This window comes from Algoriphagus jejuensis, from assembly GCF_039523455.1.
In the GTDB taxonomy this organism is placed as follows: Bacteria; Bacteroidota; Bacteroidia; order Cytophagales; family Cyclobacteriaceae; genus Algoriphagus; species Algoriphagus jejuensis.
This window is the reverse complement of record NZ_BAAAFI010000004.1, coordinates 1-16,937: the sequence shown is the minus strand read 5'-3', so window position 1 is coordinate 16,937 and position 16,937 is coordinate 1. Positions and strand designations below refer to the sequence as shown.

Below are 16,937 nucleotides of genomic sequence, written 5' to 3'. Positions count from 1 at the left end.
GGCAGAAATTCTGGTTTAACTATCCTTTGGAATCAACAGTCTGATATTTTCATTAAACTCCATTCCATTTGTACCCAATACACTGAGCTGTATGCAGAGTCCGATTTCATTTCCTTTCTCAAGAATCGCTGTAGGGATTTGGAGTTCAATTGGAGAATTTCGCAGAAAACTAGAAGCAGGTAGTACGACTATATCAGAATAATTGCCGCATAGATCTCCCTGCGTTACGGCATATCTCCACACAACCTTCTTGAGATCTATGGTAGCGGAGATGGCGAGTTTTAAATTTTTTTCCCCTGCCGACGAACCGCTTAATTCGGACGATGGGGTCACCGGTACGAAATATCTGAAGCCGGATCGTTCCACATAGCCAAGCAATCCAAGATGGGCAGGGTCTAATTTGTTGGGTTCCAGTACATCTTTCACCGGAATAGTTGCCACTTCCCCTTTTTTTAACTCTAAGTCCAAGCGATAATTTTTGTTCATCAAAAAGTTTGTGCCCTGAACCGAAACACTGTTAAAGTTGTCCAGAGGATTTGTGGATATTTTTAGTTTTTCATTGGAGTTCATTGCGTAAGCGATGTTCCCATGGGTAAACGAGACAACCGCTATCGCAAACCCGCTGACATTGGCTTTGTAAAATCCCTCACACCTGCCTTCTCTTTCTCGGTAGCCGTAGATGGAGTCTTCAGGTTCTAGGTTGTCACATTGTGCGTTTGCGGAGGCAAATGTTGTAGTCATTATAGCTATGACTCCAAAAATTCTTAAATACATTTTTGACAGATTTAGTGCTGCAAAATCTGTCAAAAATGTTTGGAGTGCAAGCTGTTTTTCAAATTCAAAGTGAATCGATGGCTTCATTTTGGTGCTGCCAAAAAAAAATGTCAAACAGATATTTTGTTTGGCTGAGCAGCTTTTTCTAGCATTGTTTCCAACGGGAAAATAGCTTGGTCTGGAAGTAGATAGGAATTGATTTGAAAACTTCGAGTTTGACAAATTCCAATTATTTCACAGCCTCTTACACTTCATCCCATCGGTGTCTTCGGCTACTTTCAGATCGTCTCCGCAGAGTTCGCCGATATAGTCACCGTTGAAGGAGCAGTTTTTACAATCAGAATCTCCGCAGGAGGCAAGTAGGAGAGTCAGAGCCAAAAGGGCGAAAACAGATTTAATGGTTTTCATAGTTGTTGGTGTTTGGAGGTTTTTGTTTTGGTTTTAGAATATTATTGGAGCTTTTAGAGTTTTCTTTTAAAGACAGATCCGGAGATGTCATCGCCTTCCCAGACCTCATACCAAGTGAAGCCTTGCCCAGTCAATTCGTCGATCAAGATGCCCTCGGAGCTGTCGTCCGGTGCCTGGTCTTTTTGTCCGTAGATGAAGATCTCGTTGCTGTTCGGTTTCCACTTCCAGTAGAGAAGTTCGTTCATGTACAGTGTTCCGTTTATCAAGGCCATGTTGTGATTCACACCGGAAGGCATAAATCCGACCAGGATACTTTCTATTAAACCCTCGACAATTGGTTCTTCATTTCCGTTGTATTGGGTGACTTCTTGGGCAAAGAAAAGATTGTCTCCAATTTCCTCCACCATATACCATTCCCCCACTAGCATTTTGGTCTTCTCATCGATGTAGGTCGGTTCGATCCTGAGAATTCTGTTTCCCAAAGAAATCTGAAGTCTGTCCAAATCTTTTCACCAGAATTGGTGAAATATTCAATCGATAAGCAAAAACTGCTTTGTGTGCCGATCTTTTTCGACGGGGGCAGGGAAGACCAAAAAGTGTTGTAGGACGAATTCAACCTGTCGCCAACTTTTTTTTGCTATATCGTTGATTTTCTGATACTTCGCCAGGGCTGCAAAGAAGCTAGCCGAGGGGTCCGTCGACGGCCTTTCAAAACTTGAGCAGATCGAAGGCCAGTCCATACCATACCACTTCGCAGCTTCCCTCCAGCACCAACAGGTCCTTGATTTTCTTCTTGTGGGTGTTGACCGTATTGACTGAGATTCCCAGAAGTTCACTGATGTCCTCTGCCTTGGTACAGCATGTCATGTGTGACAGCACCTCTTTGTTTCGAGTGGAGAGTTGTTTGAATTTCTCTCGATTTTGCTTTTTAAAGGATATTTCATGAATGATTCGATTCACCTTGGTGCTTGCCCAAGGCTGAAATGGGAGAGGTAGGATTTGAGTCAGTGAAAGGAGGGGGACTCCGTTGGAGTCAAAGTTCAGGTATTTGACAATGACTAGTTCCATCGGCAGATTCTTGTTTCTTTTCTGCCGCTGGAGAAAAATCCTCGTTTCCGGATAGTTTCCGAAATTCCTCTCGCTTACTGCCAGAAGGCAGGTTTCCGGGCTGTCCGCATCGAAAACGAGGCTTTTGAATTCCTTTGTTGGGAGATGTTTGAAAAAACCTTGGGAAAGTCCGTAGCGCTGAATGCCTCTCTCGCAGATAAATAGGTTCTTGGCTGGCTCAACCTGCTGAAGGATTTTTATTCCTGGAATCCAAGTCGAGGCCAATTCAAAAGCTTCTACCTTTTTTTGAATAGTGATTTGTTCGATGGATTCGGGATAGTTCATAGCCTTTTTTTCTTTTCCACTAGCATGAAATCTGGTACTGAAAATGTCTGTGTACCGGCGCTTTATTTTATGGTAGAAAAGCTAAGAGGATCTCTGTTTGGATAAGAAATTGTTTCGTGATTATATACCCAAACTTCGTAAAAGTGGTATAAAACGGAGTGAATGACTGTACTATAAAACCAAATAAAAAAGTTTTGAAAAATGATACTATATAGGTGTGTTTGTTTTCTGAAAATAGTAAGACAAGTTGCTCGTGATGTGTAAGAGTTGATAAGAGACGGCTTGTGGCATAGGGTCTTACCTGTGCTGTTTGTCAGTGAAATATAGTTGTGCTGCTGGGTGGATTGGAGGTGGTTGTGTCGTTGATAGGTGATTTTCATTTTTTTTTCTAAAAAATTATTTGGGTCACCAAATGTGGTGATCCCTGTCTATTTCACCTGTTATAAATTGGTCTTAGAAAGTAGATAAAAGGCGTTTGTGTAAGCTTCTTTAAAATCCGAAGGTCTTTTACCTATTTTCTAAAGATAGATAGAACTGATCAGATGAATCCTTTTCTGAAAGATAAACAAGACAGATTTCGACGGGTCTAATTTCAACAATGAGATAGGTATTGACAAGAAATCTTGTCGGTTAAGTATTTCCAGGATTATCCCATTTGATGCCAAGCTGATTTTTGCCACTGCCCACTAAGTAAATATTTGATTTCACTCACCTATAAACAGATTTTATTATGACTACTGTTGTCTGGCCTTACTTCGAATGCTCTTCCAGAATGAAGTCTGTGAAGATTTTTACGGTATTTACAATGCTTGTTATGCTCTTTTTTAGCGCTCGTACAATGGGACAAAATAGTTTCTCAGGGGAAGCTAAAGTCGACTATCTACTCAAGATCTATTTTTCGGGAGAAAATAAGGAAGGAATAGTCAAGAATATGCTGGTGACACTACAGGAGCTGGAAGATAAAATCTCGAATCCCTCTCTCTCCGAGCAATATTCATTCTTGTATGAGATGCAGGACAATGTCAGTCAAGCAGATGACACCTGCGATGCACTGGATTTCCTTTCTGTAGGTATTTATGAACTCGATGCGGCCGAAGCGGCGGAACAGGGAGTGATGTTGCCAACAGACAAGGCCAAGGTGAAATCCGGTGAGGCATTGGCGAATCTCAATAAAGTGAGTTCAAAAACCAGGGCCCTAAGCCGTACCGCCACCAATGTGGCAGTAGCCGGCTTGTTGGCCAAGAGTGGTGGATCAAAACTGTTGGGTTCCATTGCAAATACTTCACAAGTTGTCGGTGACGTAGCTTCGGTCGCGAACGAAACCAGCCAGTCTGCAATCGGAATAGCAGATTTGGGTAAGTCGCTGGGTTTTACCAAAAAAGATAAACCCTGCAGCAAGGTGCCACAAAAGGAGATTCAGATCGGGCCGCATCATATAGAGGAAGTGCTGATGGTTGCCACCACTTCAATTGAAGGGGATGGCATTGGTCGGGATACCCTGAAGACGGTGATTACGGTTTCCAATTTGAGTTTCTCCTCGTTGAGGACCATCACCGATACGCTCGTCAACAAGACGGAAATTCACGCAGTGGATAAAGCTTATAACGAAAAACTCACGACGATTACGGTATCTCATTTTGGAAACACAGACGAACTGGCCGAGTGGATCTATGATAAACTGAATCACATGCTTAAGCTGGTCGCCTACGATACAGGAACTATAAGTTTTGCTGCCAGGTAGGATTGCAGCTATATATCAGACAGATTTTTTGTCAACGGCCTGTTGAAATAATACCGAATTTCCTACTAATAAAAATTCTATACAACTATAAAAATAACTAAAACTAAATTTTAGGAACTATGAAACGCTACCTTCCATTCATCCTCTTTGCATGTATTTTACTTTTTTCCTGTGACAAGGAAGAAGAAGAAAAGCCCAGAAACAATGAAAGTATAATACCAGATACTTACTTGGATAGGGACAACGTAGATCTGGGTACTATCAATATCACGGATACCAAGGTGACGATCAAGGTTTGGGATCACGGTCAGATAGATGGGGATATTGTGTCGATCTATGTAAATGGGAAGGTGGTAATCGCCGAGGAGGTACTGAAGGGACCCGGGAGTCCAATAGAGGTGGTTGCCGACATGGAATACTTGGGGTACAATTATGTGTTGCTCTATGCGCACAACGAGGGCTCTATCCCTCCCAATACTTGCACGATGGAGATATTCGACGGAGTCGGCAACAAGTCCTTTGTCCTGGAGTCCGATCTGAGCACAAACGGGGCTGTTAATGTGGTCGTGGATTAAGTTACTGGCTAACCGCAACGATAAAAAAATGCAGCCTAATGCATCTAGATGATTAACCGAAAATCAGACTGGAAATGAAAGTTAAACTAATCTTGCTCCTATTGCTTGGGTTCACGGTCATCATGTCCTGCGACACAGAAGATGACGAACCGGCTCCCACCTATTTCCTAACCAGAATCGCAAGTCCGACCGATGGGGGCAAAATATCTGTGTCACCCCCGTCAGCTAACTACAATCACGGACAAGAAGTAACGCTGACTCCGGAAGCCAATGCCAATTGGGTTTTTCAAAAATGGGAGGGAGATGCCAGTGGAAATTCCGTCCCCTTGAAACTAACCATGGATGCCGATAAAAGTGTAACTGCTGTTTTTGTCAAAAGGGACTATCCTTTGACTATTAGTATTGAGGGGGAGGGTACGGTCAATGAAGTTGTCGTTACGAATCCCGGTGGACGGGAATATCCCCATGGAACTACCGTGGAACTTACGCCGCTGGCAAAGGATGGATGGAAATTTGACTCTTGGGGAGGGAATCTGAGCGGAAATGATGTCCCTATTCGAATTGTGGTAGATGGGGAGAAAAATGTGGTGGTGAGGTTCAACGAGAAAGACGCCACTCCACCAGTCCGGACAAAAAACCTTTTCGGACAACCCTATACTCCACCTTCGTGCAGACTTGTCGAAGGGTATGACGAAGGTAGCGAGTCGGTTACAACAATATTCAACTACTATGATAACGGGGTGTTAAAAAATATGATTGAGGTTGAGAATGGGATTGGTGTAGATACATCGGTAGTGGTATACCGATCGGACGGATTGATAGACTATGTGAAGGAGTATTTTAATACGATTACTATGGATTATGATTCTCAGGACAGGCTGATGAGGGTATTTGTAGAGCACAATTCCTCCGGACATAGAGATACCACGGAGATTACATATATCGGGGACAAAACAGTCAAGATCAGTCAGAGACAATTTGGTAAGCCGGCTGGCGATTTTGTTCATGAATTTGACGACAAGTATAATCTTGTAAGAACGGTCCTTTATAATCCTTATACTGGTCAGCCGGTTGAGGAGACAAATACAGATTTTCATTCAGGCACTAACAATTTTTGGCTTTCCTTGGGTGATTTTAGGTTTCATATATTGTTGGCAGGCGATTGGTCTGGTGTCTATCCCTATGTTGCAAGTTCGGAAATGATGAAATATATGAGCCATACCGAGCATTATGAAAATCCGCCAAGAAATAGAGAGTTTATGGTAGAAGTTCTATCTGTCAATAGTCAGCGGTTTCCAACAAAGATTTTAGGTATGGATGATGGAGTGACTACAATAATCGAGTATAAGTGTCAGTAATGTTTCTTTGCTAGACTGGAGCGATGAGAAAAATGATTTAGAAATATGTTAAATGCCTAAAATAAATAAACTATGAAAAAGCTATTCTTTTGTACAATGTTGTTGTTTGTTGTTGGACTTGTTCAGGCCCAATCTGCCGGCGATATCCGCCTACAGTTAGGTGGTGACTATGGATTCGAGATCGAACGGTTTGGGATAAACCTTGGAGGAGAGTATGTCTTCTTGGACAAGCTCTCCGCGGCGCCCAACTTCACCTTCTATTTCCCGGAAGATGACGTAAATGCGAGCAACCTAAATCTTGACCTAAGATATTATTTAACCCAAGATCAACTCCAGTTTTATGGTATGGCCGGCTTTACCACACTTTGGGCTTCTGCAAAGTATATGGGGGTGAAAGTCTCCGAAAGCAACTCCGGAGCAAACTTCGGTGTGGGATCGGTGATCAAATTTGGAGGCAATCTGGGCTTGAACCCCGAGGTCAAATACCAGACCATGGGTGATGGGCAGGTGGTGGTAAAGGTGGGGCTGGTATATTTGCTATAGATATGGTCACTCTAGAGAATGGTTTGGTTTCCTAAATAATAGGATGTGCCATCTATCTCAAAATTACTATAATTTGAACACTCTTTTTGTCTTAACTAGCTAGTGAAATATCATGGGACGCTCCACTATATATCTACTGTTGTTTTTGATTTCGTTTGGATGTAGAGATGAGGATCCAGAACCTGTAAAGGTGGTCGCAAACTTTACTCCAGAAAACGCCAAAATAAAACAAGGCCAGTCTGTTGAATTTGAGGATATCTCAGAGGGTAATCCAAATAAAAGAAATTGGACATTTGCAGGGGGAGATCCTGCAAGTTCAACAGAATCAAATCCAGTTGTTACCTATAATGCCCCCGGAAACTATGAGGTAAAATTGACCGTCACGGGAAATGGCCAAGGAAATTCTGATACCAAAACAGGAATTGTTGAGGTAAGAGAACTAGTTCAGGTTGTAGTTGATTTTTCAGCGGATCGGTTGGAAATCAAAACTGGGGAAAGTGTGAATTTTGAAGATACATCGGAGGGAAGTCCCACATCTTGGGAATGGAAATTTGAAGGAGGTAACCCGTCAACTTCTTCCGAGAAAAATCCGGTGGTAAGCTATGCCAGTGCTGGTGTTTTCTATGTAAGTTTGACGGCCAGAAATGGAGATACGGAGGCGACTGAGACTAAAGGGGCATACATCAAAGTCAGGGAGCCAGTGCAAGTGATAGCTGAATTTAAGGCAGAGCCCAGCGCTATATTCGAAGGGCAGAGCGTCAATTTCGCAGACCTTTCCGAGGGTGCTCCTACTTCTTGGGAGTGGACTTTTGAAGGTGGGAGTCCATCGACATCCTCGGCGCAAAACCCCACGGTCAATTATGAAAAGGAGGGTTCCTACGCGGTTACCTTAACAGTTCACAATGAGGATACCCAGCAAACCAAGGCCATTTCCGATTTTATTACAGTTAAAAAACAGGAGGTGAAAGTTTCATCCGATTTTGCTGTTGATGCAGATGGATGGAAAATCATTGGAGACGGGCAGGGAGGCTCTAACCTTTTTGCTTCCTATTCTCCATTTAAGGGTTTGGATGATTCTGGCTATATCTATGCAAAAGACTATGTGACAGGAGGCGTGTGGTACTTCCTGGCACCGGATAAGTATTCAGGGGATAAGTCTGGCTTTTATGGCGGTGAAATTTCCTTTTGGCTTATCCAGAAAAGCAATATGAATAATCAATTTAAGTCAAAAGATATCATCCTTAAGGGCAACGGACTGGAGATCTTTTATTATCATGATTCTTTTCCCGGCTTGGACTGGACTTCCTATTCTGTCAAATTGGACGAGTCAGCAGCTTGGTATATCGAAACAAACAAATTGGCTTCCAAGGACCAGATAAAATCTGTGTTGGCAAATATTACCTCTGTTATGATAAGGGGCGAGTTTCAGACCGGGGCAGACACAGGTGGTCTGGATCAATTTGAGTTTTTGCCCAAAGAATGAATTTGAAATTCTAAATAGGATATAAAAGGTGGGGTAGCCCGTTCTGCATTAATACTGCTAAGACGATTCTGTTTTAACGAATCTGTTTTTAAGAACCAAATAGTCTAGACTATTCTTCCTCCATATCCCCATAGGCATCTTCCACAGCCTGGTTCCATTCCAGCTCATCTTGGTCGTCAAAGATCGCCCCATAGCGTCGAAGCCGGTTTTTTTCTTCTTCGGTGAAGACGGAATCGGGGTGGAGATTTTTAAAGTCTAAACCATGTACGACTAGGCCTGTTTGGGGGAAAAAGCTTTTTAAAATATTTCCAGATGCTAATTCTATTTCTTGCAAATAATTCAAATACTTGATAAGTACCTTGTTACATGAAGGGTTATATAATATAAATTCAGCAGTGTTGGAGATATTGTGGTTTTTACCTCTATATTTATTTTCAGTTACAGACCATTCCCTGATTTTTTTATTCAGTGTTAGTATTCTATCATCATCATGTCTAAACAGTTCTTGACATATTCCGAAAATATTGTTATTAAAACTTTTCAAAATTCGATGTGATTTGGAATTGATAATATGGGTTGTGTCATCATCATTCCAAAGTATGAATTTTCCATTAGGACTAAAAGTGGATTTTTCAATATAACTATTTGCACCTTTCTGTGGAAGCCTAATGAGATTTTTAGACTCACCGCTTGGTGAGTAGACATAAAATTTTCTTGAATCCTCAATTTTTTTACTCTTGTATTCCTTTATTAATTCCCCTGTTGAGGTAAATATTTCTTCAATACTTTTAGCATAACCTACTATTATCCTATCCTGGTCAGGACTATAATATGCTGAGTAAATTTTCTTGGAACCTTTAATTATTTCTCTATAATTTGAATTATTTCTATCGAACCATTCTACAAGATGTCCTTCTTTAGTCCCAGTTAGTATATATTTCCCATTCTTACTGTATGATGCACAAGATATGGTCTGTTTTTCTAATTGCAAAACTCTAATCAAATTTCCTGTTTTATTTGATGTTTCTAAGACAGTTCCATTTGTTAGTACAGAAAGAGTTTTGTTCTCGTGACAATTATAGTTTGTCGATTTTATTTCTCCAGAAATTTCTTTCTTAAAATTGAATGTTTTTAAACATTTTCCATATAAGGAAGACCATTCATGTATGGTTCCATGATTTGGGGTTGCAAGTAGGCTGTTTTTAACATAAAAAGGTTTTGTAATGATTTCTGAATAACCTCCTTTAATAAATAATGTTTGCTTTCTATTGGAGTAATCTATCTCTTTAATAGATCCATCCGAATATGAGAATACTATTCGATTAAAATTCGGGCAATATGTAGCATGCAAGAGTTTATTTGATTCTTCAATTAAATATTCATTATTGGATATTAAAGAGATTTCAATAGTAAATAAATTTTTAATCGTAACTAGAATTTTATCTCCAGTTCTGTTGTAACACAAAGAGCCAGTAAGATCTATACGTGTTATGCTTGTAGGTATTTCATCTTTTGGCAATTCAAGGATAGTGTTGCTATTGCCTGTTTCTAAATCCCATTCTTTAATGGTGGAATCAGCTGAGAAAGAGAGGAATTTTTTGAAATCAGGACTATAGGTAACATCTGTAACCTTTACTTTCTGTACAGGATATAGTTGTAAGGGTTCACCTGTTTTAGTTGACCATTCCTTTATTGTTCCATCATTATATGAAGAAAGGATTTTTTGACCATCCTTATCAAATTTAAATGATGAAATTAGCGATCCACTTCCGGGGTAAGACTTTATGAATATTCCATCTTTTGCATTCCATTCGTGTATTGTCCCATTATCTGAAGTTGAAATAATTGTTTTTCCACTAGGACTATAAATAGCTTTTGGGATTTGATAGAAGTATCGAGCGATGTCATTCTCTGGTTTATTTTTTTTTACCCGGTCCGTTTTATTTATAAATATTCCATCAAATGAGTGTATGCATTTGCCAGTTATTAAACACCACTGTGTTATAATTCCATTACTTGAAGTAGATAAGATTTTGGGACTATTAGGACAAGCGGAAACAGAAAAAATGTGAGAATCTCCGGAAATAAACGTATTAGTGCATTCGCCTTTTAAAACCGACCATTGTTTTACACTTCCATCTTCTGAGGCAGTATAAATGTGAGTGCCAGTTTTGTTGTATGTAATACAATTTATTTTATCTAAATGAAGTTGGGAATTAAATTGTCGGCCACTCAATTTGCTGAAATTGAATATGGTATTAATGTATTTTGTTCCAACATTAAATGATAGAGGTACATCATTGAAATTAATACCAGTTAAATCAAGGTTTCGTAACTCTGCGCCCGCTAGAGTACCTCTAGTTTCGTTTAAAATTGTGACCAAATTCCAAACCGTATAGTTATCTGTCATATCTTGATCTCTACATCCGTTAAATAGCCTGGTTAAAAGATTTTTTTTGATCCGAGAGGGGAGCTCTTGTCCTTGAAGTAATTTTTGCGCGTCAAAAAGATATTCCCCTTCCAGTTCTCCCAGCATCTTTCTTAAATGGAAAGGTAATACTCGTTCCTTCCATTCCATTGGTCTTTTTTGCTCGGATAGAGAAAAGGTAATGCAGTTTCGCAAATGGCATGCAGCGTAGAAATCCCGAAAGTTTTGGTGCAGGAAGCGCAGGTCATTTCCTTCCTGAACTAAGATATTCAAGTGGCTTGTCAAATAGTCCTTGATTTTCTTGGAGCGTTGTTTGTCACCTAATTTATCCTTTGATTGTAGGAAAATTAGGTTTATAACCTTTGGGACATTTGAGAATTCTTCGAGAATGCATTCTTGATTTAGCCTTTCACAGACTTCCCTAATTACCGTATTGAAGTTGAATTTGGGTTTTTTTGCAGAGGTATCGGAGAGAAAGAACAGCCCTTCTTTCTCCATCCTCCATGCGATATACGGAACCACATATCGAATCAGAAATGCAGCGTAGAAAAATTCTTTCCGTTTGCTTTCGAATTCTTTAAACGATTTGGCTAAAAGTGATTCATTAAAATTCCAAAGCAACTCTGCCTCTGTCTGCACTTTGAAAAAAGAAAAGAGGCTATGGTCTCTATATTCTGCTGAAATTTGCTCTGTTCCAACATATAGGGTCAGCATCATTGGATTGCCTAACAATTCGAATAGCTTGGAATCCTCGGTTGGAGTAGAAAATCCCTGAGTAGACAGATATTCCGAAATCGCATTTTTTCCTAAATGGACCAATTCCATGACTTCGGAGTTCTTTGCCCAAGTATAGTTTTGAATCTCCACATAGCGGGAAGTGACGATCAACTGAACGTTTTGAGCCTCGGTTGATAGCTTGGATAGTTCCCCAATTAATTCGTTTAGGTTGGTTGTTACCTCATTGAAGCCATCCAATAATAAAACGATGTCGGGTTGTTCCTTTTCCGATTTCTTTTTGAGAAGATGCCAGATTTTGTTTTCTGACTTTTTAGTGGGCGAGCTTTCACCTAAATAGTGGTGGGCTATGTACCATCGAATGAAATTTTGTTCTTCCTTCTTGGTGTAACTATTGTATTCATTGAGTGCGATAAAGAGGGGAATTGGTTGGTTTTTGTCTTCCAAGAGCCGTTCCCAGAGGTGCAAAAGCGACATGGTCTTTCCCATGCCTCCTGACCCAAGTATAATGGCATGAGGAATGTCTTTTTCTCCGGTGGATTTGATAGCGGTCAAAAGATCCAATTGTCTATCCCTATTCTTGACCTCGGTTGGGAGGGTGGATGCAGAGCTGGCATCCGCAAGAAGAATCTTTTCGATTCTTACATTTTTGAACCGCCCTCTATCACTTAAAAGTTCGTTTCTCCTAGAGTTTGAATTTTCCCTCAATTGTCCCAACAACCTAGCCTGCTTGTCTAAAGCAACTTCTTGTTCGCTTTTGAAGGGAGGGGATTGAGATGTGCTTGAAGAAGCATTTAATCCCCGGCGAGATTTAAAGATAAGATCGTCAGTAGGAATATGTCCATAACCAAGTTCATTTTTGATTTTATCGCAAAATTCTCGATAGGAATTAAATTCTGTTATTGCAGTGAGCCAATCCAAATAACTTTCAGTATATGATAAATCTTCATACTTTTTCGATTTAGGATTGACCATATAGAAGTAGTCTCTAATTCTATTCGAACTTGGTGTCTTAAGGTCTTTGTATCTAGTTTGCTCTGAAACTAGAGTTTTCAGATTTCCCCATAAATCTTCACTATCACCCGATGTGTAGCAATCATATCGCTTTCCAGGCTTGTGTTTCTTAGCAACTAGCTCTAAGAACTTTTTGAATACGTCGAACTGAACTTTAATATTTTTTTCCATATCCCATAAAAAACTGTCGGGCGCTATCGGTCGACAATTACAAACATTTTCACCTTCGCATTTTTGGATCATAATGCAATTTGTACTTGATAAAAAGCTTTAGTCAAGATACAATCAGCATTTGAAAAAGCAAAGCATAAGGCTTCGCAAACCAACCAGGGATTTACTATTGCTAGCAAGTGAACCTTGGTTTGGTCGGACTGAAAGTTCTCAGCGAATAGGTGAGAAAGTTGCGGGGAGGTGAGTTTATCACCCCTTTCGTTCAGGCTTTCCAGTCCGACTTCACCTCCCCTTTAATGATTACTAAATCTTAAAGGAAAATCCCATGAAAAAGTTAATTTCTGTTCTCATCATCTTATTGGTGATGTTAACAATAAACGCATGTGGCCTTCTCGGCCACGATGAATCTGATGTTCAACCTACTACCACCAAAGTGCTTGACTCAGGTGATGGTGATGAAAAACCGCCACGCCCGGCAGGAAGCTAGGTCATTAAGCAACCAATTCCTTGAATAGTTAATTCGGTAAAGGCCTTGAGCAATCGAGGCCTTTTTTTATATTTATCCGGTTCAAGTTTTTAAACTCCAGCGCTTTTGGAATCCATGACGGCCATTTGTTTTTTTAGAGTCTCAGTGCTATCGGCCTACCTGATTATTTGTAATAGTTGCCTTTCCATGGCCCAGACGGAACCCTTAAAGTCCAAGCAAGATTCCCTGCTTTCTCTCGCTACTTACTTTTTGGATGAAGCCAGATATCAAGATGCCAATAGCGTGCTGTTAGCTTTGCTTGAAGATGAACAGTGGATGGGGGACTTGGTGAACAAACATAAGGTAACTGCCAACTTAGGGTATTCATATTACATGTCGTTGGCGTTTGATTCCAGTAACTACTATTACGAGTTGGCTAACAAAGTGGCGATTGAATTGAAAGATACCGCTAGGATCGCAGTTTCTTTTAAGGCCATCGCGATGAGCTATAGGCGTATGGGTTTGTATGCCAAATCACTTGAAAACAGCAAAAGAGCTTTGGATTTGGCAAATATAAAAAAGGATTCTGCCAGTGCTTCGGAAACTCTAAATACAATTGGTTTAATGTATATAGATCTCGGAGAAAATCAATTGGCGGCAAAAGCATTGAAAGAGTCGATATCACTATCCTTGGCAGTCGGAGATTCTACTCAAGTCGCCTATGGATACAATAACTTGGCAATGACCTATAGAAAAATGGGGGGTGTTTATACGGACAGTAGCTTGTACTATAACTTTAAAGCCCTTGGCCTAAAGAATATACTGTCCGATAAGCGCACTGCCTCCACTTTAACTAATATTGGACTTGATTTTCTAAAGTTAAATGAGCCTGACTCAGCAAAAAAATATCTGGAATGGGCCTACAGGGTTTATCGTGACCAGGCTGATCAAATTGGATTGCTAGTTAGCTACAATAATTTGGCGGATCTGCATCTTCATCTCAACCGGTATCAAATCGCCAAGTCCTTTTTGGACTCTGGATCCGTTTTGCTCCCAAAAGTAAACTTGAAGGACCTTTCATTGGATCATTATGATCTAAAGGTACAGGTTTACGAGAAGTTGGGTTTATACAAGGATGCGCTTGCAGCTAACAGAAACTGGGTTAGCCTGAGAGAAGAGGTGTTTTTGGAGGAAAAACTTAAAGTTCAGGAAGTCGAATCCAATTATCAGTTGAGGGAGGAGGAGTTGCAGCGTCTCGCGGCCGAGCAAGAAACTGAAGTTGCACAGGCTAAAGTAAGGATGAATGAGCAGTGGATTGTTTTCTTGGTCATTCTGGTTGGTCTCTCTTTAGTAGTTGGATTATTGCTGATCAACTTTAACAAAAAACTCAAAGAAAAAAACCTGATCATCCAAGATCAAAAGAAGGATAACGAGCACCGGATCTATAATCTTCTTACCCGTTTGCGGTGTTTGCTCAGGATGGCTTCCGACAATCTTACAGATCCAAAGTCAAAGGAGGTACTAGCCAATTCCGAAGCAGCGATCATATCAGCTGCCTCCTTACAGGAATATTTGACTTACTCGGAGGAGGAGACAGAAAATGTGCAGTTGGGCAATTATCTAAAGAATCTTATTCCCCGGCTACAGGAGATGTTTCGGCTGACTGGACAAGTTATAGACTTCCAAGTCGAAGTGGGGCAGGAAGTCAGACTCCCCGTCCAGACGGTACTCAATCTTGGATTGATCATCTCGGAGATTGTCACCAATTCGGTCAAGTATGCTTTTGACGAAACCATCTTTTTGCCTAAGATAGAAGTAGCCTTGCTGAGGACGGATCGGGGCGTCTCAGTTCGAGTCGCGGACAATGGCATAGGACTACCGGAGCAACCCAATCAAGGCTTAGGAACAAGTTTAATTCGTCGTTTGGCAAAATTCATCGGTGCTGAGCTCAATGTCCGGATCGAGGGAGGAACCTCCTATACACTCAATCTCGCCAATGGCAGGGACATGCAGTTTGGCTAGGTTTTTTGGCAACTCGTTCCGTTGAAGACTTTTAATCCCGGGTTCAAAATGAAAACCTAGGCCATTTCCGATTCAATCCTTCAAGCCCAATTTGGCAAAAAGCTCTTTGCGTTTATTCCCGTTGGCAGGAATGGCGATGGAGAAATGTTCGGCTAGGTTTGTGTTGGGACTGTGCTTGGGAAGGACCACATGGTTGTGCTTGACCGCGAGAATGCGTTTGGTGTTGAGGACATGTTTTCTGCTGAGTTGGAAGAAATCAGGCCCAAGGATTTTTTGATGGTCTTCAAAGAAATTTTTTAATCCTGGCGACGTGAAAACCACCGGTTGCTCCCGAGAGAGGAGGAAGGCCCGGAGTATCTTATCGTCGGCTTCGAGCAATACTAGATCCCCCACCGGAATCGCCGTCAACTCCCCGTGGCCGGTGACGACAAAAATGGATTCCGACTCTCCGGATAGATGTGGTTTTGGTTGTGAGTTCGTCTCGTTATGATCGGGCCCTTTTCCTTGATTTTGCCTGATCAGTAGTAGTTCAATCTGGGCGCTTAGGTCCTCGGATCGGTAGGGTTTTCTCAGGAAAGCATGAGGCATGGTCAGCTTGGCCAGATCAAAACCGCTTTCCTTGGGAAGTCCGGATAGAAAGATCAAAGGGATGGAAGAAGTTTGGTTGATGTGCTGGGCAAGGCGGATACCTGCTGCTTGCTCAGCCCCAAGTGAAATATCCAAGAGTGCCAGATGCGGATTCTCGGTGCGCAAAAACTCAACGCCCTCGTCAAAGCTTGTAGCTGGTCCCACAAGGGTGACTTCTCCATTGGGAAAGGCTTCTAGCAGATCCTCGATGATCATGTCTCCGATAAGTGGATCATCCTCGACCAAAAGTATCTTGCTGGGGCGGCGCATTCAAAAATAGGTTGTGTGACTTTTATATGTGTTGCGAAAATTTAGAAGAATACAAGATGCGTTTTTTTTTGCGATAAAAAGCGGATAGATTAATGATAATCAGCGTCAAACTAGTTGCAAATGAGATGCAACTGCAATGTTGTCGGGAATCAATAAGTTGTAGGATTAAGGAAATAGTTCTAGTTGAGCCAGCGATATAATTGGAATATGGATGAGAAAGAAATGATCATCCAACAAAATTTTGTTCGTGAAAAAACAAAAAAACCAAAATCCATCTTTCAGAATTTAGGCTTTTCGTAGTGGGCCCACTTGGAATCGAACCATGCACCTACTGATTATCAGACATCACCAGCAGTTTTCTCTTTTTACATTTGTTTGGTTTTGTGTTTTAAGTCAATGATAGTCAAATTAAAGATGTCTAGTCTATTTGTTAGTTTTTAATGCTTTTGCTGATTTGGGTGAGCAATGTATGAGCACAAAAAGAGCACTACGTAAACAATTTCAGTGTGCCCATTGGCCAATCATGCTTTTCTCCGAACCATTAAAAGAAGGAGTTCTTATTTCACTGCGAGTTATTTAGAGGCCCAAAAAGACAAAGGCGGCCGACGTCAATTCGCCGGCTGCCTGTGTTCAAAAATCAACCCAATCTATCTATTACTTTCTTAGCTTGGCCTCAGAGACCGAGATGTTGTCCATGTAGAATTTGAGTGCCTGTTTGTTCCCCTGGTTTTGGCCACGGATGTTGAGCGCATAGTTACCGCTGGCGGCAAATTCCACCAATACGGAGCTATAAACCCATTTCCCGATTGCGAAGTCAGCCGAGAACTCCGGATTGGGTCCTACGCCCCACCTTAGATTTATGCACTGGACTATTCCAAGTTTTTGGAGTATTCAAAAAGTCAGTAAATTCTTTTGGTTAAGAGGGAAACA

14 protein-coding genes are annotated in these 16,937 nt (G+C 41.1%); 7 read left to right on the top strand and 7 right to left on the bottom strand.

Annotation, left to right across the window (positions count from 1 at the left end):
* Positions 1-15: 15 nt before the first annotated feature.
* The 4 genes from ABD031_RS05590 to ABD031_RS05575 form a co-directional block, all read right to left on the bottom strand.
* The gene (locus ABD031_RS05590) at positions 16-861 is read right to left on the bottom strand and encodes a hypothetical protein (RefSeq protein WP_343849301.1); all 846 of its coding nucleotides are present in this window, start codon (positions 859-861) and stop codon (positions 16-18) included.
* Between the two features lie 147 nt (positions 862-1,008).
* Positions 1,009-1,182: a hypothetical protein gene (locus ABD031_RS05585; protein WP_343849299.1), complete on the bottom strand. Its 174-nt coding sequence runs from the start codon at positions 1,180-1,182 to the stop codon at positions 1,009-1,011.
* Between the two features lie 53 nt (positions 1,183-1,235).
* Positions 1,236-1,664 carry a hypothetical protein gene (locus ABD031_RS05580; RefSeq protein ID WP_343849297.1) on the bottom strand — a complete coding sequence of 143 codons (429 nt, stop codon included), beginning with the start codon at positions 1,662-1,664 and terminating at the stop codon, positions 1,236-1,238.
* Positions 1,665-1,890: 226 nt separating this feature from the next.
* On the bottom strand, positions 1,891-2,574 hold the full coding sequence (locus ABD031_RS05575) for a helix-turn-helix transcriptional regulator (protein ID WP_343849295.1): 684 nt from the start codon (positions 2,572-2,574) through the stop codon (positions 1,891-1,893).
* 730 nt (positions 2,575-3,304) lie between these two features.
* Here ABD031_RS05575 and ABD031_RS05570 point away from each other — a divergent pair.
* The 5 genes from ABD031_RS05570 to ABD031_RS05550 all read left to right on the top strand — a co-directional run bounded on the left by ABD031_RS05570 (position 3,305) and on the right by ABD031_RS05550 (position 8,274).
* On the top strand, positions 3,305-4,315 hold the full coding sequence (locus ABD031_RS05570; protein ID WP_343849293.1) for a hypothetical protein: 1,011 nt from the start codon (positions 3,305-3,307) through the stop codon (positions 4,313-4,315).
* Positions 4,316-4,434: 119 nt separating this feature from the next.
* Positions 4,435-4,890, top strand: coding sequence for a hypothetical protein (locus ABD031_RS05565; RefSeq protein ID WP_343849291.1), 456 nt, complete (start codon positions 4,435-4,437; stop codon positions 4,888-4,890).
* 74 nt (positions 4,891-4,964) lie between these two features.
* The gene (locus tag ABD031_RS05560; RefSeq protein WP_343849289.1) at positions 4,965-6,248 is read left to right on the top strand and encodes an InlB B-repeat-containing protein; all 1,284 of its coding nucleotides are present in this window, start codon (positions 4,965-4,967) and stop codon (positions 6,246-6,248) included.
* 72 nt (positions 6,249-6,320) lie between these two features.
* Entirely contained in the window at positions 6,321-6,791 is a 471-nt protein-coding gene (locus tag ABD031_RS05555; RefSeq protein WP_343849287.1) for an outer membrane beta-barrel protein, read from the top strand.
* A 112-nt stretch (positions 6,792-6,903) separates the two neighbouring features.
* Positions 6,904-8,274 carry a PKD domain-containing protein gene (locus ABD031_RS05550; protein ID WP_343849285.1) on the top strand — a complete coding sequence of 457 codons (1,371 nt, stop codon included), beginning with the start codon at positions 6,904-6,906 and terminating at the stop codon, positions 8,272-8,274.
* A gap of 109 nt (positions 8,275-8,383) precedes the next feature.
* Here the strand turns inward: ABD031_RS05550 and ABD031_RS05545 are convergent, their stop codons facing one another.
* Positions 8,384-12,622 (bottom strand): NACHT and WD40 repeat domain-containing protein, encoded by a 4,239-nt coding sequence (locus ABD031_RS05545; RefSeq protein WP_343849283.1) that lies wholly within the window; start codon positions 12,620-12,622, stop codon positions 8,384-8,386.
* 325 nt (positions 12,623-12,947) lie between these two features.
* Here ABD031_RS05545 and ABD031_RS05540 point away from each other — a divergent pair, with 325 nt between their 5' ends.
* The gene (locus ABD031_RS05540) at positions 12,948-13,109 is read left to right on the top strand and encodes a hypothetical protein (RefSeq protein ID WP_343849281.1); all 162 of its coding nucleotides are present in this window, start codon (positions 12,948-12,950) and stop codon (positions 13,107-13,109) included.
* A 186-nt stretch (positions 13,110-13,295) separates the two neighbouring features.
* Positions 13,296-15,110 carry a tetratricopeptide repeat-containing sensor histidine kinase gene (locus ABD031_RS05535; protein WP_343849279.1) on the top strand — a complete coding sequence of 605 codons (1,815 nt, stop codon included), beginning with the start codon at positions 13,296-13,298 and terminating at the stop codon, positions 15,108-15,110.
* A 72-nt stretch (positions 15,111-15,182) separates the two neighbouring features.
* Here the strand turns inward: ABD031_RS05535 and ABD031_RS05530 are convergent, their stop codons facing one another.
* Together ABD031_RS05530 and ABD031_RS05525 are read right to left on the bottom strand one after the other, a co-directional pair.
* On the bottom strand, positions 15,183-16,007 hold the full coding sequence (locus ABD031_RS05530; RefSeq protein ID WP_343849277.1) for a response regulator: 825 nt from the start codon (positions 16,005-16,007) through the stop codon (positions 15,183-15,185).
* Positions 16,008-16,661: 654 nt separating this feature from the next.
* Positions 16,662-16,784 carry a hypothetical protein gene (locus ABD031_RS05525; protein WP_343849274.1) on the bottom strand — a complete coding sequence of 41 codons (123 nt, stop codon included), beginning with the start codon at positions 16,782-16,784 and terminating at the stop codon, positions 16,662-16,664.
* Positions 16,785-16,937: the final 153 nt, after the last annotated feature.